General features: G+C 60.4%; 11 protein-coding genes. 3 read left to right on the forward strand and 8 right to left on the reverse strand.

Going from position 1 to position 20,514, the window contains the following annotated elements; translation table 11 throughout:
• Positions 1–85: 85 nt before the first annotated feature.
• Together NL528_RS33635 and NL528_RS33640 are read right to left on the reverse strand one after the other, a co-directional pair.
• Positions 86–1,513, reverse strand: a complete 1,428-nt coding sequence (locus NL528_RS33635) for a mannose-1-phosphate guanylyltransferase/mannose-6-phosphate isomerase (protein ID WP_309185111.1) — start codon at positions 1,511–1,513, stop codon at positions 86–88.
• 123 nt (positions 1,514–1,636) lie between these two features.
• Positions 1,637–3,253, reverse strand: a complete 1,617-nt coding sequence (locus NL528_RS33640; protein ID WP_309178660.1) for a phosphoenolpyruvate carboxykinase — start codon at positions 3,251–3,253, stop codon at positions 1,637–1,639.
• Between the two features lie 1,391 nt (positions 3,254–4,644).
• Here NL528_RS33640 and NL528_RS33645 point away from each other — a divergent pair.
• The 3 genes from NL528_RS33645 to NL528_RS33655 all read left to right on the forward strand — a co-directional run bounded on the left by NL528_RS33645 (position 4,645) and on the right by NL528_RS33655 (position 5,962).
• The gene (locus NL528_RS33645; protein ID WP_309178661.1) at positions 4,645–4,935 is read left to right on the forward strand and encodes a hypothetical protein; all 291 of its coding nucleotides are present in this window, start codon (positions 4,645–4,647) and stop codon (positions 4,933–4,935) included.
• A 28-nt stretch (positions 4,936–4,963) separates the two neighbouring features.
• Positions 4,964–5,653, forward strand: coding sequence for a hypothetical protein (locus NL528_RS33650; protein ID WP_309178662.1), 690 nt, complete (start codon positions 4,964–4,966; stop codon positions 5,651–5,653).
• Positions 5,654–5,746: 93 nt separating this feature from the next.
• Positions 5,747–5,962, forward strand: coding sequence for a hypothetical protein (locus NL528_RS33655; RefSeq protein WP_309178663.1), 216 nt, complete (start codon positions 5,747–5,749; stop codon positions 5,960–5,962).
• A gap of 422 nt (positions 5,963–6,384) precedes the next feature.
• Here the strand turns inward: NL528_RS33655 and NL528_RS33660 are convergent, their stop codons facing one another.
• The 6 genes from NL528_RS33660 to galE all read right to left on the reverse strand — a co-directional run bounded on the left by NL528_RS33660 (position 6,385) and on the right by galE (position 19,903).
• Complete coding sequence (locus NL528_RS33660) at positions 6,385–11,637, reverse strand: Ig-like domain-containing protein (protein WP_309178665.1); 5,253 nt, start codon at positions 11,635–11,637, stop codon at positions 6,385–6,387.
• A 370-nt stretch (positions 11,638–12,007) separates the two neighbouring features.
• Complete coding sequence (locus NL528_RS33665) at positions 12,008–13,786, reverse strand: ABC transporter ATP-binding protein (RefSeq protein WP_309178666.1); 1,779 nt, start codon at positions 13,784–13,786, stop codon at positions 12,008–12,010.
• A 44-nt stretch (positions 13,787–13,830) separates the two neighbouring features.
• A complete protein-coding gene (locus tag NL528_RS33670) occupies positions 13,831–14,829 on the reverse strand; it encodes a glycosyltransferase family 2 protein (protein WP_309178667.1) in 999 nt (332 codons plus the stop codon).
• The gene (locus tag NL528_RS33675) at positions 14,826–17,759 is read right to left on the reverse strand and encodes a glycosyltransferase (protein WP_309178668.1); all 2,934 of its coding nucleotides are present in this window, start codon (positions 17,757–17,759) and stop codon (positions 14,826–14,828) included. Before NL528_RS33675 ends, NL528_RS33670 begins: the two co-directional genes overlap by 4 nt.
• A complete protein-coding gene (locus NL528_RS33680; protein ID WP_309178669.1) occupies positions 17,756–18,907 on the reverse strand; it encodes a glycosyltransferase in 1,152 nt (383 codons plus the stop codon). The genes NL528_RS33675 and NL528_RS33680 overlap by 4 nt, the downstream gene beginning before the upstream one ends.
• 12 nt (positions 18,908–18,919) lie before the next feature.
• On the reverse strand, positions 18,920–19,903 hold the full coding sequence (gene galE, locus NL528_RS33685) for a UDP-glucose 4-epimerase GalE (protein WP_309178670.1): 984 nt from the start codon (positions 19,901–19,903) through the stop codon (positions 18,920–18,922).
• Positions 19,904–20,514: the final 611 nt, after the last annotated feature.

Genomic DNA, 20,514 nt, shown 5'->3' on the forward strand with positions numbered 1-20,514 from the left:
GTCGAGCCGATCTCGCGATCGAAATTGGTCCGCCTTGTCGCGGAAACGGGTCAACATTGGACGACGGCGCGGCTGAGCGCCCGGTTCAGGCCCGCTGATAATCGTCCTCGATGCGGATGATATCGTCCTCGCCGAGATAGCTCCCGGTCTGCACCTCGATCAGCTCCAGCTGGATCTTGCCGGGGTTTTCCAGCCGGTGCACCGCGCCGATCGGGATGTAGATCGATTCGTTCTCGTGCACGGTCTTGACCAGCTCATTGACGGTGACGCGCGCGGCGCCACGGACCACGATCCAGTGCTCGGAACGGTGGTGGTGCTTCTGCAGCGATAGCCGGCCGCCGGGCTTGACGATGATGCGCTTGACCTGGTGACGGTCGCCATTGTCGACCGATTGATACGAGCCCCAGGGCCGGTGCACCTTGATGTGGCTCTCGGTCACTTCGGGTGCGCTGGCCTTCAGTTTTGCGACCAGCCGCTTCAGCCCGTTGGCGTCCTTCTGCCGCGACACCAGCACCGCGTCCTGCGTTGCCACCACCACGAGGTCGTCGACGCCTTCGAGCGCGACCAGCGCGCGGTCGGTCGAGACGTTGCAATTGCGGGAATCCTCGAACACGGCAGCGCCCCGCGCCGCGTTGCCCTGGCCGTCCTTGTCGGACAATTCCCACACCGCATGCCAGGAGCCGACATCGGACCAGCCGCACGCCACCGGCACCACGGCGGCGCGCGCGGTTTTCTCCATCACCGCGTAATCGATCGAGATCGCCTTGGCCGATCCGAAGGCTTTTTCATCGAGCTTGACGAAGCCGAGATCGGTTCCGGCGTTGCTCACGGCATCGGTGATCGCCTGCACGCTTGCCGGATCGACATTGCGATATTCATCCGATAGCACCGCGGCGCGGAACATGAAGTTGCCGCTGTTCCAGAGATAACCGGACTCGATGTAGGTGGCGGCGGTCGCGGGATCCGGCTTCTCGACGAACTTTGCCACCGCGCGAACCGCGCCGGAAATCGTCTCGCCGGGGCTGATGTAACCGTATTCGGTGGCGGCGCGTTCGGGCTGCACGCCAAAGGTCACGATACGGCCGGCTTCCGCGGCGGCAAGCCCCTCGCGGCAGGCGGCGACGAACGCGGCGACATCGCGGACGACGTGATCGGCGGCCAGGGCCAGGACGATCGCGTCCTTGTCGCGGGTCTGCGCAAAGGCCGCCCCCGCTGCGATCGCAGGCCCGGAGTCGCGCCGCATCGGCTCCAGCAGCACATCGGCCTCGAGCCCGATCTCGGCCAATTGCTCCAGCACCATGAAACGATAGGCATTGTTGGTGATGACGATCGGCCGCTCGAACAGCGCGGCATCCGAAACCCTGAGCAACGTCTCCTGAAAGGTCGAGCGTGTCCCGAACAACGGCAGGAACTGCTTGGGATGGACCTCGCGCGAAGCCGGCCACAGCCGCGTCCCGGCGCCGCCGCACATGATCAGGGGAAAAATTCGATGACCGGCTGTTGACGTAACCATTGACGAGGGGATCTGAGCCATTGTTTACCTTCCGATATTCTAGAGTCACTCGAATTCCAGCCCAACACATTGCATTGGCAGCCAGCAAACATTTTCGCGCGTGCCAAGAACGACACGAAAGCCTCACTCCGCCGCGAGTTTCACTTCGGGTGCGGCGGCGCGGACTTCGGCGTCGACCTGGGATTCGAACTTGGCAAAGTTCTTCTGGAACATGCCGACCAGCGCGCGGGCGGTCTTGTCGAACTCGGCCTTGTCGGCCCAGGTCTTGATGGGATCGAGGATGTGCGGCTCGACGCCGGGCAGCGAGGTCGGCACCGCAAAGCCAAAGTACTTGTCGGTGCGGAAATCGGCTGATCGCAGCGAGCCGTCGAGCGCTGCGGTCAACAGCGCCCGCGTCGCCTTGATCGGCATGCGGCGGCCGGTGCCGTATTTGCCGCCGGTCCAGCCGGTGTTGACCAGCCAGCAGTCGACATTGTGTTTGGCGATCAATTCGCGCAGCAGGTTGCCGTAGACGGAAGGGTCGCGCGGCAGGAACGGCGAGCCGAAGCAGGTCGAGAATTCCGGCTGCGGCTCGGAGCCCAAGCCGCGTTCGGTGCCGGCGACCTTTGCGGTGTAGCCGGACAGGAAGTGATACATCGCCTGCGCCGGCGTCAATTTCGCGATCGGCGGCATCACGCCAAAGGCGTCGGCCGCCAGCATCACCACGTTCTTCGGGTGACCGGCGCGGCCGGTCCGCGAGGCGTTCGGGATGAAGTCGAGCGGATAGGCCGAACGGGTGTTCTCGGTCTTCGAACCGTCGTCGAAGTCAGGCACGCGGGTGTTCTGGTCGAGCACCACGTTTTCCAGCACCGCGCCAAAGCGCTTGCTGGCGGCGTAGATCTCGGGCTCGGCTTCCTTCGACAGCTTGATGCATTTGGCGTAGCAGCCGCCTTCGAAATTGAAGATGCCGTCCTCGCCCCAGCCATGCTCGTCGTCGCCGATCAGCGTGCGCTTGGGATCGGCCGAGAGCGTGGTCTTGCCGGTGCCGGACAGGCCAAAGAAGATCGCGCTGTCGCCATCGGGGCCGACATTGGCCGAGCAGTGCATCGGCATCACGCCCTTTTCGGGCAGATAATAGTTCAGCGTCGTGAACACGCTCTTCTTCATCTCGCCGGCATAATAAGACCCGCCGATCAGGACGATCTTGCGGGCGAAATCGATCGCGACGACGTTCTCGGATTTGCAGCCGTGACGTTTGGGATCGGCGCGGAAGCTCGGCAGGTCGATGATGGTCAGTTCCGGCACGAAGCTTTCAAGTTCCGACGCCTCGGGGCGGATCAGCAGCGTGCGGATGAACAGCGAGTGCCAGGCGAGTTCGGTAAAGACGCGGGTCTTGATGCGGTGGCTCGGGTCGGCGCCGCCATAGAGATCCTGCGCGAACAGCGTCATGCCTTCGGCGTGCTTGAGGAAGTCGGCGTAAAGCGTGGCGAACTGGTCCGAGGTGATCGACTGGTTGCCGGCCCACCACATGTTCTTGTCGGTGGTGGCGTCCCGAACCGTGAACTTGTCCTTCGGGCTGCGGCCGGTGAACACGCCGGTATCGGCGCAGAGCGCGCCATCGGCCGAGACCACGGCTTCGCCCGCACGCAGCGCGTGCTCGTACAGCTGGGGCGCGCCAAAGTTCCAGTTCACGCCCCCAAGATTTTTTAAGCCGAATTTGTCGGCGCCAAAGGCACCGTTATGCACGCCCGTCTCTTGCACGAAGGATTCTCCCACCACTCGAACTCAATCTGCACGCGGCTTACGAACTGCCGATGACAAGATTGGATACGCAAAAATGGTGCCATGACCTCCGATATTGTCCGCAAAATGACGGGTAGATATGCGATCAACTCATATAGCCCATATTTTACCCAGAACAGGCCTGCTGAAATTTTTGATTGAGCTATATGATCTGCAACCGGGCTTCGTTCATTCCATTGGCAGTCGCCGACAAATCAAGCCGCGTCAGATCATGATCCTCAAACCAGCGCAGCTTAAGATGCACATGAAGGCGAACAACCGTGCCTTCAAATAGTCAACTACGGGATATAGACAGCAGCAGGCGGGCTTTGGGGCAGAATGGTGAGAGCACACGTATAGTTTGATGGTAGGGCTGCTTATCATAATTGTTCTGCTCGCGATTGGTTTCGCCGCCGGCTATGGCACGCGCGGACTGATCTCCCGCAAGCGGCACGCGGAATACCTGAAATTCCACGCCTACATTTCGCCCACGCTCAGACCCCGGCAACCATCTTCGTATCAAGGCACGAGGACGCGAGATGCAGCGTCAGAACCGCCAATGACGGAAAGACGGCGAGCGAACCACGACATCACGCGCTCATTTCAGGACGTATCCATTCACGGGTTGAAGCCTGCGAAGCCCGCCGGCGCAAACTTGCACCTCGTCCAGGCTCATCGACCTGCGCCGGATGTCGGTCCTTTGCAGCCCGCAAGCATCGAGCAAAGCCTCGAGGAATTGGTCGCACTTTGGCAGCGACGCAGGCATGAGGGCTAAGCCTGCACTCCGGTTTGATCGAAAGTCTCTCTCGCCCTGTACGCGAGTTCGCACTTTGCGGACCTCGACTTGAGATCGCCCTGGACTTGCCTTCATGCGGGAAGCGGACTTGTCCCGGTCGACTGTTTGAACGATAAAAATACTTGAGAACAATGTTTCAGAACAATGCTTCCTGGGACGCGAGACGTTTCTGGTCGATTGCGTCGCTTGTTTTACCGCGCGAGATAAGTCCGCCCCATGGGTCATTTTCGTACCCCGCCGGCTAAATCAGAGCCACACATGCAGCGTGGCGTTCCGGGGGTGACGGCCGACGCACAGCAGGGCGAGAACGAAACCGAACAGGCCGCATAGTCCCGGCATGCGCCTTCGCGCAGAGAAATACTCCAATGCGGCCACGACCTGCGGGATGAAGTTAGTAAATGGCTGAGGATGTTCCAGGAAACTGCTCCGCTGTCCGCCCCAGCGAAGTGACAGGCGCACCAATCGACTAGTCGGCGCAGCCGGAAAGTGGTATCTTTTCAGCAGTTCTGTGGTTGAAATGCGACGATGCCCGTGCCTTGGGCGTCGCTGACGCAAAGGCGGGAGGGGGTGGATCTTGGTCTCACTGATAATCGCAAGCGGCATAGCCGGTGTTCTTTTGGGACGTTTTTTTCGCGGATACGCGGTTGTTCCAGCAACAATTCTGATCATGGTTCCAGCGGGATATCTGGGCTATGAGCAGGGTTTCGCCACCGGCGTGACGGCATTCGTCGTCAGCGCAATGGTGATGCAAGTTTTTTATTTCGCGATCGTGGTGACCTATATGCTCATCGAAAGCCTTTCGGTGATCGACCGGGTGCAGTCGGAGGCATCCGCACAGCTGCCTGAATCACGAACCGCGTTTTAGCCAAATCGTTTGCCGCGAAAGCAGGCGAATGCCGCGGATTTCGTCGCATTGCAGTACCTTGCGTTGCGACTTCTTCAAATTCCCATCTGCTCGACACCTGCTGATGATCGTGCGCGATGCGGATGATGCGGTCCGCGCCGAAGAACTGCCGGTCTGGCCCCTCGATCACAAAGACCTAGGCTGCCTCGTTGCTGGACGAAAATTCTCTGACCGGGTTGGCGACGCTGCTGGCCCTGTCCTACTCCTCATATCTCATTGCCATCCTGTACTTCGCACCGAAAAGGGCGCTCGCAAAGCGTCTGTTGCGCTACGGTTACGGAAAAACGGCAGCCCAGATCTAAGGGAGCTTTCCCCGATTACAGGTAAGACGGTCGGCTTGCCTGCTTGCGTCGGATCACTTAGCGTTATCATCGTCTACCTTGCCGCCATTCGCGACGCACTTGTTGAAAAAGTCGTGCTGTGCGCGGCCGGATCCTTTCGCGCTTCCCGCCGCCGGGTTACCGGGCTCTCGGGGCGGAAATTGTTTGGTGGTCAGTGCATTACACTTTCGGGCAATTTCGGCGGTTATCGCCGACGCAGAATCGGTGACCAAGCCGAGCGCGATGCAGACCAATGCGAGCAATACGCATCCAGACTTCAACCCGGCGAACATGTCATCCTTCTCCTTGCCTGCCGCAAACGACACGCTGCCTTCCGCGTCGATTACGGGTCATTGTAGTCAGAACGCTGAATTTGGTACAGGCGAAAGTCCGTGTTCAGGGCGCATGGGTTGGATTAATCTGCAACTGCGCGCAAGGACGCAGCCAAACCGATGAGTTCGGGAGATTTGATACCGAACGATCACGACCACGTTGAGCCGGGCGCCAACGAGGTCCAGTTCGCGCTCGTCATCGCCCGCATACGCGCTTGTCCTGAAAACCAGGCCCATGATTTCACCGTTGAGGGCAAACCCGTCGATCCCAAGCAATGCATCGAGCGGATCGTCGCTACTAACGGCACCTTTTATACCGATTGCAAGAAGCCGTGATCTCTTCCCGGACCCGGACCGGGAACTTAAGTGAGAAACACGAACTTGTCTTTTGACCGCCCTGGTTCGGGCAGATGGAGGCTTCAATGTTGCCGCTGCGAACTTTACTGATCGTTCCGCTCGTCCTTGCCGCACCCGCGCTTGCGCAAGGGACAAAGCAAGGTACCACGAACCGCTCACAACATGTCACGACCGGCTCGCGCACGCCCGTAGCCACTCACCCCAGCAACAATCCGTTCCAAAATCCGATCGGCCAGGGTGTTCCTCCGGCTGTCTCCGCGAACCCCAACCTGAACAGTAACAGGACGAATGTCCCTCGGTGAGCGAGCGATCATTTCGTTCATTTGAATTGCCGGCGGCGATCGGACGGCGCCGGCTTGCTTCTACCGGTCCGGACCGCTCGGTGCCGCGGCATCCGAGCGCTACTGGTGAAGCATGAAATTGTGGAACTCCGCGAAGTGGACATCTGCCGGCGTCGCGGTGTTAGTTAGTTCCAGATGATAGCTGCCAGCATCGAGCGCTGATCGGAGGCTATCCGCCATCGACATCCATTTGGTCCCTGCGTCATTGACGGTTTCGATGGCGAGGCTATCCGGGCCTCCAAAGGCGTCGGCATGGCCAAAGACAAAGCCATCCCCTCCCAAACCCGCGAGCGCAACGGGTTGCGCGGCCGGTGCCGGTTGCTGCGCCGCGACGGGCGCAAAATCGAATCTCTCCTTGGGCGGATCAATCACCAGCGTGCCGCCGCTTCCATCGTTGGACAGATTAAACGTCGAGTGGGTGTAGTCTCCGAGAAGCGAAAGGTGCGCCGCATGATTTTGGGCATCGACCACGGTCAACACGCCGCCGGACGTGTTCCCGGAAAAGGAAGCCGACGTTCCCGTTGCGTAAGTGATATCCTTCAGATCGATGTGGCTGGAGTTGGACGCGGTACCGTCCCCGGTCAGACCGATCAACGTTCCAGTGAACTGGGAAGCGTGGTCGAGCACTAGATTGCCGGTCGAGGCGTTGAAGGTGATTGATCCGGAAACGGCACCGGTCGACTCGAGGGTTGCGCCAGCCTCGATGGTAGCCGCTTGCGTCATGTTGCTTAGGTTCAACACGATTTTTCCGGAGATATCGAGGACGGTGGACGAAGTATTGATCACGCCGTCGCCATTGAGGTCCTGGTAGAAAACAGCCTCGATCGATTTAAGTGACGTGTCTGTTCCCGACACGTTGTTCAGAATTTTGGATATGAAATTGCCGTTGCTGTCTGTGGCCCACACCGCGTAATTGCCGGTGGCCGGATCCTTCCAGGCCACATCGTAGCCGCTCGACGTTGCCTCTGCGCCCACTGGCGCCCATGTGCCAAACTGCCCCGAGACGACCGCGGCGCCGCCATACTTTAACGTGGGTCCATTGCTGCCAGCAGTCGGATCGAGCAAGTAATTGCTGCCGGCCCGAACCAGTATAGTCGAGCCAGATATCTCAATTGTCGTGGTCAGAGGCGCGGGAAGGCCGATCACGCCATCGCCATTGAGATCCTGGTGGAAAACGGTCTCGATCGATTCAAGCGTCGAGTCCGTTCCGGATACGTTGTTCAGAATCTTGGATATGAAGTTGCCGTTGCTATCGGTGCTCCACACCGCGTACTTGCCGGTGGCCGGATCCTTCCAGGCCAGATCGTAACCGCCTGACGTCGCCTCTGCACCCACCGGCGCCCATGTGCCAAACTGCCCTGCCACAACGCTCGCGCCGCCACTTTTCAGCAAGACGGCGGCACCGGCTTTCGACAGATAAAAGTTGTTTCCAGCCTCAGTAAGCGTCGTGGTGCCAGCCGCCTCGATTACCGTGCCGACAACCGCGTCCAGGACACCGGAGAGCTGGCTTGAATTGCCGGCTGCGTCTGTTGCGGTCGCAGTAAGATTATGCGGACCTCCGGTCAGCGCTCCGGTATAGATACTCCAGGCTCCGCTGGACGCCGCCAAGCCCGTGCCCAGCAAGGTCGTCCCTTCATATAATTTAACGGTGCTTCCCACCTCCGCCGTACCGGAAACAATCATTGCATTCGCAGAGACGAGCGTATCGGAGATAAGGCTAGGTGCATTGGGCGCGACAGTATCTACGGTGACATTCAATGCCGCCGAGGCCGCACTCACGTTACCTGCGGCATCCACAGCTTTGCCGGTGAACGTGTGGCTACCGTTGACCAGCGCTCCCGTTGCAAACGACCAGACGCCACTGCCATTGACGGTCGTCGTGCCGATCTGGGTAGCACCGTCAAGCACCTGTACCATGCTCCCCGCCAATGCGGTTCCGGTTAGGGTCACATTATTGACGTTGGTGATGCCATCGCCGACGACATTGCTGTCGGGAGAGAACGACGCCACTGTGGGCGCGGCCGGGGCGACGGTGTCGACAGTGACGTCGAGCTCGGCTGAGGGCGCGCTCAGATTGCCGCCACCATCCGCCGCGACCGCCTTAAACGCGTGGCTGCCATCGACCAGCGTTGCGGTAGCAAAGCTCCAGGTACCATTGTTGTCGGCGCTCGCTGTGCCGATCTGACTTGCTCCGTCGAATACAATGACGGTGACGCCTGCCTGCGCATAGCCGGTCAGGGTAAGATGATTTGCATTGGTGAGGCCCGCCCCGGTCGATCCGCTGCCAGCGCCGAACGAAATTGTTGGCGCGGAGAGGGCTGTCATAGTCATCGACGCGCCCGTCGCGGAGACGAACGAATAGTCCGAAGCCGTCAGCTGGGTCGTGCCCACAATATGCAGGGTATCCGCTCCTCCCGCGTAGTGAATGGTCCATACGTCGTTCACATTGGTCAGGTAGGCGCCGGCGTCGTAACCCTTCAGTATCAGCTTGTCATGCTCGGAACTCGTGCTTGTCGGAACGTGGAAGTCGGCGATCGTAACGTTACCGCTGCCCGTGCTGTAGATGAACGTGTCGTTGCCCGCGCCTCCGTAAATCCAGTCATTGCCGCCGCCGCCATTGAGGATGTCGGCACCGCTCGAGCCCACGATGCGGTTGGCCAGCTGGTTGCCGGTGCCGGTGAGCCCGCCCATCATCAAGGTCAGGTTTTCGACGTTGGCGGGCAGGGTATAGGAGGTCCAGGCCTCGACACTATCTATGCCGCCGCCGGGATTCTCGACTATTTTCTGGTTCGCATTGTTGATGACGTAGGTATCGTCGCCGGTCCATCCGACCAGCGTGTCATCGGTATTCACGGCGGTGATCTTGTCGTTGGCCGACGTGCCGTAGACCGTGTGGCTGCTCGCGCTTCCGTTGATCCAGGATGTGATCGTGCCGCCGACCGGAAGAGATCCAGGCAGCTGGAAATCATCACTGGTAAAGGCCGAGATCGTGGTGTTGCGAAAGACCAGCGTATCCTGATTTGTCAGCGCCAGATAGACGTCGTTCCCAACCTGCGTCATGGCCGCGCTGACGTCGCTGAACGAAGTGAAGGCAAAGCCGTTGAGCTGAACGACGTCGTGCCCCGCCCCCGAACCCGGCGTGAAATCGGTGATGATGTCCGAACCGTCGCCGGCATTGATGACAAAGGTATCCGCGCCACCGCCGCCGGTCAGGATGTCGTTGCCGAGCCCGCCGGTGATGACGTTCGCGGCATCATTGCCGATGATGATGTTGGACTGCGAGTTGCCGGTGGCGTTGATGGCGGCCGAGCCCGTGAGCGTCAGGTTCTCGACATAGTCGGGAAGCTTGTAGGTGACGGACGACTTTACCGTGTCGACGCCGCCGCCATAGCCTTCGACGACCTTGGCGTTCGAATCGGAGACGATATAGGTGTCGTCGCCGCCGCCGCCGGTCATGGTGTCGGCGCCTCCTGCTCCGTCGATCAGATCGTTGCCCGATGTGCCGGTCAGCGTGTCGGCACTCGCGGTCCCGGTGATCGTGCTGGTCGGAGTTCCGCTGGTGAGCAGCGTATAATTCGCGAGCGTGTATTCCGGCAATTGATACGCGGTGATCGAATCGATGCTCACCGTCGCCGTCGCGTCGGGCGCGGCATTGCCGGCCCAGCTCCCGCCCATGGCAAGGTTGGCGATCATGTACATCGCCGTGTTCATATCGGAGGGGGTGGCCACCTGCCCCACTTCGGCGCCATCCACCAAAAAGGTCAGCGTGTACGGTGTCCATTCCACCGCGAACGTATGCTGGCCCGCGGTCAGGTTGGCGGTATTCGACCAATATCCCTGGTCAGGTGTGGTCGAGGATCGGAAGCCCCAATGCGACTGGTCGGGATGCGTGCCGAGCGCTTCGAGCACGTCGAGTTCGGTCGAGAGACCGTGCGGGTTGGTGGGCAACATCCAGAAGGCAGGCCACGCGCCGGGCGTGCCGGACAGCGTGGCCGTCATCTGAAAATGCCCGTAGGTCTGAGCGAAGCTGTTCTGGGTCGAGATCATGCCCGACGAGAACTGGTGGCCACCGGCATAGGCCGCGTCGCTCGCAGGCAGCGGCTGCGCGGTAATGACGAGATGGCCGTTCTGGATCGAGAACGGATTGAGGCCGAGCGGCGCCGAAGCTTGGGTTCCCGGCAATCCCGAAAAGCTCGGGTCGACGTAGATCTGCTGCTCGCCCGCCAGCGAGTAACTCGCCGCACCGCTCCAGGCATAGCTTGTGCGCCATGTCAGATGCGGGTCCTGGCCCGCGGAGAGCGCGTTGAAATCGTCGTTGAAGGTCTGCACCAGCCCGGTGGGCTGCGTGACGATATTGACGTTGGCCGCGGTGAAGTTCTCGACTTTGGTGTTGTTGAGCCTGAGGGTTTCGCCGCTGATTAGCGTAAGGACGGTGTCGGTCCCGACCTGCTTCATGGCGGCGGTGACGTCGGACAGCGTCCGGAAACCGGTGCCGTTGAGTTGCAGGATGTCGCCGCCGGCGCCGGTCGTGAAGTCGGTAATGATATCGTTGCCGTTGCCCACGGCGATGACAAAGGTGTCGATGCCGCCGCCGCCGTGGAGCACGTCATTGCCCTTGCCGCCGTCGATGACGTTGTTGCCGGCATTTCCGATGATGATGTTGTCGAGATCGTTGCCGGTCGCAGGCGATGCGTAGCTGCCGCCCAGGATCAGGTTTTCGACGTTCGGCGCGTTGACGAGGCTGTAGCCGTCGATCATCCCATCGTTGATGGTATCGATACCCTGGCCGCCCTGCTCGACGACCTTGGTGTTGTGGTCGTACATGAAGTAGGTATCGTCTCCCGCGCCCCCGATCAGGGTGACCCCGGTTCCGAGCGCCTGCAGGGAGTCATTCATCGCACTTCCGGTCAGCGTGCCGCCGGCCTGGACCGTTAGCGCCGCCGTGTTCGGCGAGGCGCTGCCCTGAAGCGGATTGTCGAGGACGACATTGGACGCGACGAGAGAGGAGAGCGCGATGTTCTGCAACGTCAGCGTTTCAGTACTCGACAGGGTGACGACCGTATCGGAGCCCACCTGCGTGGCGGCTGCAACGAACTTTGCGAAGTTCGCAAACCCGTAATTCTGGACGCGCAGGACGTCACCGCCGACGCCGGCCTGGAAGTCGCTGATGGTGTCCGAGCCGTAGCCCTTCGAAATCGCGAAAATGTCACTGCCGGCTCCTCCGGTGAGAAGGTCATTTCCGGTGCCGCCGAAGAGAATGTCGGATCCAGAAGTTCCGACGATGACGCTCGCGTAGGTTGGGTTTGTTGTCATGATGGATTGTGTGCTCCTTTGCGCCACAACCATCACAAAGGCGTTCAAGCCGGTTTATGAATTTCGGGAAAAATTGAAGCATGCGGAAGAAGGCGCGGTGCCTCGTTCAAGTTTCTTCCAAGTGCACGCGCTCACGCGCAATCCATTGCGGGCAAGTTCCTGGAGAGGAACAGCGTGTGCAACAACAGTTTAGACCAAATCAGAGCGTGAATCCCGATCGTTCGCGAAACGCCGGCTTCACGGTCGCGCCTTCAGCTCCAGACCTGATCCGTAGTACTACGGGCCCAGGAAACGACGGCGCGATCTCGACGCACGTCGTCGCGGAATTTTCGAATTCCTGGTTTGCGCTGAGTTGCCGCGCAAGGGAAGTTCAACGTCCGGTTCGGAGGGCTTCCACCCGAAGGTTCCGCGCAAAGGGGCTGCCGGAGTCCGCCCGCAGCTTCGCCGGAGATCCCTGCGCGCAAACCCGGCCGGCCTCGAGGCACACCACGTGATCCGCGTCGAGCACGGATTCCAGGCGGTGGGTAATGAGCAGCAAGGTCCGGCCCTTGAACTGCTGCTGGATTGCTCGCTTGACACTCTCCTCCAACGAGCGATCGAGCGCGCTCATGGCCTCGTCAAGGATCAGGAACTCAGGATTACGGACAATCGCGCGGGCAAGTCCAATACGCTGACGCTGTCCGCCCGAAAAGCGCATGCCGCGCTGCCCGATCCAGGTGTCGTACTTGTCGGGCAAGGCTTCAACGATGTCCGAAATACCCGCTACGCGCAACGCGTGCAAAATCTCCTCCTCCGAGGCGTCGTTCTTCGACATCCGCACATTGTCGATCACGGTGCCTTCAACAAGATCGACGTCCTGGCCGGCAATCGCGAGCAGACCGAGCCAGTCGGTTCGGCGGAGATCTTCAAGGGGACGACCATCAACCCTGATGCTTCCCTCGGTCGCCGAATAAAGTCCAAGCAGAAGGTTCACGACCGTGGTCTTGCCCGCCCCGCTGGCGCCGACGAGCGCGGTGATCTTGCCTGCCGGAATGTCAAAGGAGACATCGTGAAGCGCGGAATCCGATTCTGCGTCGTAGCGGAAGGAGACATTGCGAAACGAGATGTTGCCGCTAAGCCCGCTGATCGCGACGTGTCCCGGCTTCGGGTATTCCTTGTCGTCCTTCGCCAGCATGAGGCGGATGGAACGCAGCTGTGGCTCGATTTGCGCCATATATAACAGGCTGGTCTCGAGCTCTCGCATGTGTGGCTGCAATCGATAGAGCAAGGCTACCGCTGTAAGGCTGGTCGCAAACCCGATTCCCCACATGTCGGCGGAAGCGATAACGAGGCAAAGCACCACCAGATATCCAACTTCCGTAAGCGGAGACACCAGCGCGGAAAGGCGCGCAAGTCCAAGTGCGACCCGGCGCGCCTCCGCTGACGCACCCTCGAAGCGCTCCTGATGCACCTTCTCCTGGCCATACGCACGGATCGTACGCATGCCCTGAAGGGTCATCAGCATATGCTCTCCCAGTTTCTGATGGACCACCTTCACCCCGCCGCCGAGCTCCTGCATCGGCCTCGAAAGGCGACGCAGCCCGGCAGATACGACCAACGATGCAGCGATAGCCATAACCGTGATCTTCAGCGAGAGCGCAAAGAGAAATGACACGAAGAGAAAGATCGAACAGGAGCTGACGATGATGCGGGTAAGGCTGCTGTAGGCCCCCGCGATCAACCATGTCTCGGTCCCCAGGACCTCCATGAGGTAGGCCTCGTCATGGCGCTGAAAGAACGAATATGAGGTCGACAGATATTGCAGGTGAACGCGGTTGCGCGCGACCTCATTGATCTGCTCGCCAACGCGCGCGCTGATCAGCGTATTGGCGAAAGCCAGGGCGCCGCGCACAACGATCAGAAGAAGCACCACCAGAGCGGTCTCGGTCGAGCTGTGAAACCAGGTGGTCGCGTGCCGCAGCGCATCGCCCAGGACGCCGCTTGTCGACGTGGCGAGCTCGACCTGCCCCATGGCGAGATAGAAGAAAAGCAGCACGAGCGTGATGCCAACCGTTTCCGCCAGCGACGAGGCCAGGCCAAGGATGATCAGCAGAGGCGTTGCCCAACGCGGCAGCGGAGTCACCTTGAGGAGCCGCCACAGCTCGGCCAATGCCGCGCGTCGCGCGGCTCTCGGCCTGTTCATGTCGCCAGCGTCTAACATCGAGATTGATTGGGGTCGCCGATCAGAAACGACGGCGGCGGCCGTCGGAGCTCTCTGTGCCGCAGACCGCGGGACATCCACCACGCCGCAGAGGCAATATCCCGCGGCAGACCGAGCGCGACGACCTTGACGGCCAACAAGGGGTTCCGCCGGCCTAACAGCGCGAGGACCGATGCAAAGTACCCCAATCGGCCGCCGATCAGCGCTCTTCGAAGCAGCCATCGGGCGTAGTTGCTGATTCCCCGATCCAGCAGGGCAACGCGATCGGGATGGCGAGCCGCCATCTCGTCCGCAACCAGCATCCAGGAGCGGAACATCCGAGTCATGTCGCTGGACATATTGTTCGGCAGGTAACGGTAGCCGATCTCATATTCAGGAACCACCGCGAAGTGATACGCTTCCGCAACCCGGCAATAGAACAGCAGATCTTCGCACCCCTGCGCACCCGACGCCCGGAGGCCGCTCTCGAACCCATTTGCAGCAACCAGGGCTTCTCGGCGGACCATTGCCGAACTTCCGTTGCCGATGAAATTGCCTTCGAACAGATAGTCCAGCACCTCGCCCGCATGGTAGACCGGATCGGATTTGACGTTCACGCGGCTCTTCGCATCAATCCAGGCGTACCAACTGTAGACGAGGCCCGTCCGCTCTCCTCCATCAATCATCACCTGGAGCTGTCGCTCGATCTTGGACGGCGCCCACAGATCATCGGCGTCGATGAACGCAATGAATTCCGCACGAGCTGCCTGCCATCCGACGTTGCGAGCCGCCGCCACGCCTGCGTTGCCCTGCCTCATGATCTTGATACGGGGATCCTGGTCCGCATGCCGCTCGGCGACGGCGAGCGTGTCATCGGTCGAGCCGTCGTCCACCACGATGATTTCGAGCCGTTCGTGCGACTGGGATCGGACGCTGCGAAGCGTTTCGTCGATCGTCGCGCCGGCGTTGAAGGCCGGAATGACTACACTGACCAGGTGCGTACCGGTACTCATTGATACTGCTCCAGGCAGTGCACAAACGCGTCCAGACTACGATCTCCTCTGACTTCGATACGCGGCAAATCGAGCAGATCATCTTTCAAACTGGCAGCCCGGTCGGCCGTGTTGAATACGGATTTATAGCCGCACTCCGCCGCAAGAATTCTGAACCGCTGATCGGTGCATCCAAACGGAGCCGCAAGCGACGTCGTCGGCCGCCCCAGCCACGTCTCCAGCTGAATACGAGACCGTAGCAGTTCTTCCGCAAGTTCCGAGCTTGAGAGCCGATCGCTTCGAGGATGGCGCGCAAGGTGACTGCCAAACATTGCACCTTCGCCGGCAAGCGCGACAATCCTGTCGGCATCCATCAGCGGCGCAGGCGTTCCGAACGATGTATCCCACTCCGCCCGCCGGCCCGCCAGATCAGTGACAATGAACACCTCGGCGGACAGATCATTGGCTTTCAATACAGGCCACGCCTGTTCGGCAAAATCCTCATATCCGTCGTCGAAGGTGATCAGCAGCGGCCTGCCCTCAAACGGGCAATCGTTTGCGACAAACCATGCCAGTTGCTCCGAGTTGATCGTATGGTAGCCGTTTCTGCGCAACCACAACATCTGCTGCGCAAACGCATCCGGATCGACGCGATAGCGCGCGAGCTCTTCCGGTCCATCGGTCGCGATCCGATGGTACATCAAGATAGGAACGTGCGTGCGCCGCTCCGATTGCACGACCTCCGATCGGAGCCTAACAGCGCCATTCCACACGATGAATCGCGCAACCTCGCTTTCAATCGGCGCCTCTATTCGCGCAATCGTGACCTGCGGACCCGGCGCGACCTCGCCCGGCTTCAGTCGCCTGTAGCGATCGACGCGATAGAGCTCGGTTTGTATCGATGCTTCAAGCGCAAGATCGGGCAGCTGTGCCATCACCCGCGCAATCGTCTCGGCCCCGTACGGATTCTCCCAATCGAACCCGGTCCGGTCTCTGTTGTCCTTCAAGACGAAACTGTGCGCCGTTATGAGATGACCGCCAGGACGCAAAGCCGCCGCGATTCTTTGTGCGACAAGCGCCAATTCGGCTTGGTCATTCAGGTAGTAAAGCACCTCGGAGCAGCAGATGAGATCCATCTCGCCGGGGAGAGGGTCGGCCGACAGATCAAGCTTGAGAAAATCCACATTGCAAATTCCGCTGCATCGCAGGCGAGCCCGCTCGAGCGCTTTTGGTGAAATGTCGGATGCCAGTAGGTGCCCGACTTTCGTCGCCAGTGGCCGGCTAAAATGCCCTTCCGCGCATGCCAGCTCGATGGCGCGTTCCGCCGGTTCAGGCGGCAGCAATTCCAGTTGCCGCCGATATTTCTCCTGCTCGTAGGGCGAGCCGTAGTTCCAGGGGTCTTCTTTTTGAAAGAACCTTTCCCAGAACAACTCACGTCCAACGTCGCGTGGGCCTTCTTCAACGGCATGGCTCTCCCTGCCACCAGACATCGGGGCGCTTGAAGCGGGCCTTGACTTGGCTTCGCTCGACACACGGTCCTGCAACACCTGCAGACGATGCTGATGACCATCCGGGTTGCTGCGCGCAAGCTGCCGAAAACGTCTCATCAACTTGGCTGGTCGGCTCGGAGATCGCCGGCGCTTGCGGACTTGAATATGCAAATGAGCGAGGTGCTCGTGAACAAGCTTCGTCCAGAACTCGACATCCACCGCGCCGAGCAGCCCGACGTCGAGCAAAGCCAGTATTTGCGGTCCATCGCAAATGTAGACGTAAAGCCGGTCCACATGATTGGGCGGGCAGAACGCCGGAAGCTGCCGAAGATCGACGCGGAGGCCGAGTGTCAGAGCAAGTTCGCGCGGAGCCGAAAGGTCGTCGTAGTCGAGCAGCATGCGCTCAAATCGGTACTGGACCTTTCGGGCTTCCGCCGGATCGTTCCAGGCCCGTCCGATTGCGCTGATCAGTTCGGTCACATGCGCGCCAAACAGCGTCCAGCGACTGGCCAACTTCGCCGGCGTTGCCCGGGCACCCACCGCGATTGCGTCCAGCAGGCAAAAGGCGATCTGATCCGCCGCTGTCTCTGATTGCGGTATGTCGGCAAAAACTTCGCTTGAAGGACGGCTCCCCGTCCCGCGGACGCAATTTATGCCGCGGCACCAAAGTGCAAAATAGGCATGTGCTGCCGCCTGCGATCTTCCGTGCGCGGCAGATGCTCCGTTTTGATGCTCCGGCGCCGGGTTCTCCACCCGTTCGTCGATGGAAAATCCGCGAGCAATAACAACATTCCCATCAGCCAGCATTTGCCGGAGGTCGCTGGACAGGGAATGCTCGCTTGACCAATAATAGCTCAGCAACTCATCGACATGGATCCAGCTGCCGCCGGTTCGCGCAACCCGCTGCCACAGGTCCCATTCCTCGCAGGTGCGAAGTTTGACGTCAAAACCACCAACTCCCAGGACGGCGCTTTTCTTGACAAGGACGCTGTGAACGGCAACTGGGCAGCTGCGCGCGAAAGCTTCAAATGGATTGATAGCAACTCGTGCATTGCTGTAGCGAGGCGTTTGGTCGCCGTCAGGCGTGACTCGACAATGATCGCAGCACGCGGCGATCGCAGAAGGATTTTCATCCAGCGCCGCGTTCATTTTGACCAGAAATTGCTCGTCAATCCAGTCGTCGCTATCGAGGAACAGAAGCCGTTCTCCGTTTGCGTTAGAAAGGCCGACATTGCGGGCCGTCGATACACCCCGCCCATCGGATTTGAGGGCAACAAAGCGGGCATCTCGCACCGCATACCCGTCAACGATAGCGGGCGTTGCATCGACAGAGCCGTCGTCAACGATCAGGGCTTCCCATCTCGGGTCGGTTTGGGCCAGCAGGCTTTCGAGGGTACGAGCGATGGTTTTCTCGGCGTCGCGAGCGGGGATTACGATCGACGTGAGCGAACCGGCCGTCATTTCCGCTTCCCCTCGTGGTGATAGAAGCGAATGCCGGACACACAGCCGGCTATCTCCTCGTTGAGAAAACGGTCGTCAATGCGCTTGCGACCGATGGCTCTGCGAAGCAGCCGATAAGAATACCAGGCCGGAAGATACAGGTACGCACGCACCCGGTTTTCTGCGAGCGCCGTTCGTTCATATTGGACCAGTAGGGCCGCAACGTGGCCTCGCATGTAATAATAGATTTGGCTTGCGAGCGCCTCCATTGTCCGTCGGTGAGAATGGAAGGCCACAGCAGAAGGTGCGTAGCGGCACTTATGGCCACTTGCGAGCAGTCGGTACCAATATTCCGAATCTCCAGAGCAGCCCGCTTGGCCTACATCGAGACGCTCGTCGAAAAGACCGACCTTTTCAAACACGTCGCGGCGGAAAGCCATGCTGGCTCCGGCACCGACATCCCACGCGGGGAAAGCGCCGCTGAAGCATGAGCTATCGAAGTCTTGCTCCCGATAGCCTTTGCCAAATCCCCAATAGGTCTCGAAGTGCCGTTGCGCCTCGGTTGCGAGTTCTGCCGGAAGCACGAGCCCGGTCACGGCGGCGACCTGTGGCTGATCGAATGCGGCCACCAGCCGCTCCAGCCAGTGGGGGTGAAGCAGGACGTCGTCGTCGGTAAAGGCCACAATGTCGCTGGTTGCGCGAAGCACGCCGGTATTGCGGGCGACATCGAGCCCTGGCCTGTCTTCGCGTATATAGATGACTCCCTCGGCCAGCGCGACATCCCGCGTCCGCCGATCCCGTGACGCATTATCGACCACGATGATCTCACGCGGCCGGCAGCTCTGCCTGGGCAACGACGCAAGGCATGCGGCCAGCTCATCCGGCCGGTCCCGCGTGCAGATCACCACACTTGCCGAGACAGTCGGCCTGACTTGCCTTTGCAGTTCATCCTTGATTGCCAGCAGGTAGTCGGCGTCGACGTGATCGATGTTCGAGCCGGTCCGTTGCCCCTCGTGCACCAGCACGTGGCCGATCGGACGGTCACCGTGCCAAAACACGGTCATGCCCTCGCGCAATGTTGTTTCGGCAATGTCCGCGGGCAACGTCACCGCCACGTGCGTGACGCCCTCCCCTAACGGCAGGCATGCGATGGAAGCGAGCGTGGTCATTTCGTTGCTGCTTCAAACGGGCGGATGACGGTCCCGCCACTCAAGGGCGGTCTCGATGATGAACTCGATATGGGAGTGCTGCGGCCGCCAGCCGAGCTCTCGCTCGGCCTTTGCGAACGATGCAACGAGCTTGGGGGGATCGCCCTCACGACGCGGACCGCGGCGCACGACCAGCTCGGTCCTGGCGACACGCCTCACCGCCTCGATCAATTCGAGCACGCTGGTGCCGACGCCGGTACCCAGATTGAACACATGAGTGCCGCCCCGCTCGACCAGCATTTCGCCTGCGAGCAAGTGGGCTCGCGCGAGATCGTTGACGTGGACATAATCCCTGATGGCGCTGCCGTCGGGCGTCGGAAAATTCGTGCCCAGGACTGTAAATGGCCGATCGGTTCGGCGCGCGGCCTCGATCGCGAGGGGGATGACGTGGGTTTCGGGCTCGTGTCGCTCGCCAATTTCTCCCTCCGGATCAGCACCAGCGGCGTTGAAATAGCGCAAGGAAACAGATCCGATGCCGTAGGCCCTGCCAAAGTCCTCCAACATTCGCTCGATGATCATCTTCGACCAACCGTAGGGGTTGATCGGCGCCTGCGGATGGCTTTCATCGATGGGAATGTGCTGGGGGACGCCGTAACTGGCGCAAGTGCTTGAGAACAGGATATGGCGGCATCCCGCCGCACGCATGCCATTCAGCAGCGCAAGCGTGCCAGCGGTGTTGTTCTCGTAGTACATCGCCGGATTTTCTACCGACTCGCCAACGTAGGCGAACGCCGCAAAATGCGCGACCAGATCCGGCTCATACTTTTCCAGCGCGCCACGCACCTCGAGTGGATCGCGAACATCGCATTCCACGAGGGGGCCCCAACGCACCGCGTCGCGCCAGCCGCGCGAGAGGTTATCGAGCGTCACCACATTCCAGCCAGCCTTGGCGAACGCCTTGCAGCAGTGGGAGCCCACATATCCGGCACCGCCGGTGACCAATACCGTCCTGGTCATGCCGCCTCTCCGGCGCGATGGCGGCTGGGCAGGCTGTCAAAACAGGCGATCGACCCTACAAGTCGTTGACGCAACTGCGCGCACGCCGACCACGAGACGCTTTCGCGCACATACATCATGACGGGCTGGCCTTCGAAAAATGGAAACAGGCTGAACTTGATACTCGGATTTTCCGCCTAAATTCGATGGGCCCAACTCCTCGCGCAATATTCTCTTTCAAAGTAGCTCGGCGGTGACCCCGGGCGGAATACCAACCTATCGATTCAAAATACGGCTTCTTCGCGATCCAGGAACAGACGGCAATTGCGGCTCCTCTGCCCCGGATGCAAGGAGCGAACAGCTATCGCTCGCGCGCACTTCGGGCGAGCAACAAACGTGCAAGGAACTTGTGCATGTCGGCACGCGTCCGCCGAGTTCCTTTGCAGAGGTCGCCTGAAAATCAAGCACGTCCGCGCGAGCGGATGAGCCGCAGCATGCAAAATCCGCAAGTCAGGCTCGCGTGGCTTAGCTAGCTTGCGTGGAACCCAGACTCGTTCCGTCGGTAAGGGGGTGACGTTTCGGCGGTGGAAGAATACGGCGAGTTCCCCCGAGCAGGTCCGAATTGATCATGC

The organism is Bradyrhizobium sp. Ash2021, assembly GCF_031202265.1.
Classification (GTDB): Bacteria; Pseudomonadota; Alphaproteobacteria; order Rhizobiales; family Xanthobacteraceae; genus Bradyrhizobium.

What these genes read in the sequence shown, in the direction of transcription:
- NL528_RS33660 (WP_309178665.1), bottom strand. Translation starts at nt 11,637, where the DNA reads ATGACAACAAACCCAACCTACGCGAGCGTCATCGTCGGAACTTCTGGA.
- NL528_RS33675 (WP_309178668.1), bottom strand. Translation starts at nt 17,759, where the DNA reads ATGACGGCCGGTTCGCTCACGTCGATCGTAATCCCCGCTCGCGACGCC.
- NL528_RS33650 (WP_309178662.1), top strand. Translation starts at nt 4,964, where the DNA reads ATGCCGCGGATTTCGTCGCATTGCAGTACCTTGCGTTGCGACTTCTTC.
- NL528_RS33680 (WP_309178669.1), bottom strand. Translation starts at nt 18,907, where the DNA reads ATGACCACGCTCGCTTCCATCGCATGCCTGCCGTTAGGGGAGGGCGTC.
- galE (WP_309178670.1), bottom strand. Translation starts at nt 19,903, where the DNA reads ATGACCAGGACGGTATTGGTCACCGGCGGTGCCGGATATGTGGGCTCC.
- NL528_RS33670 (WP_309178667.1), bottom strand. Translation starts at nt 14,829, where the DNA reads ATGAGTACCGGTACGCACCTGGTCAGTGTAGTCATTCCGGCCTTCAAC.
- NL528_RS33655 (WP_309178663.1), top strand. Translation starts at nt 5,747, where the DNA reads ATGAGTTCGGGAGATTTGATACCGAACGATCACGACCACGTTGAGCCG.
- NL528_RS33635 (WP_309185111.1), bottom strand. Translation starts at nt 1,513, where the DNA reads ATGGTTACGTCAACAGCCGGTCATCGAATTTTTCCCCTGATCATGTGC.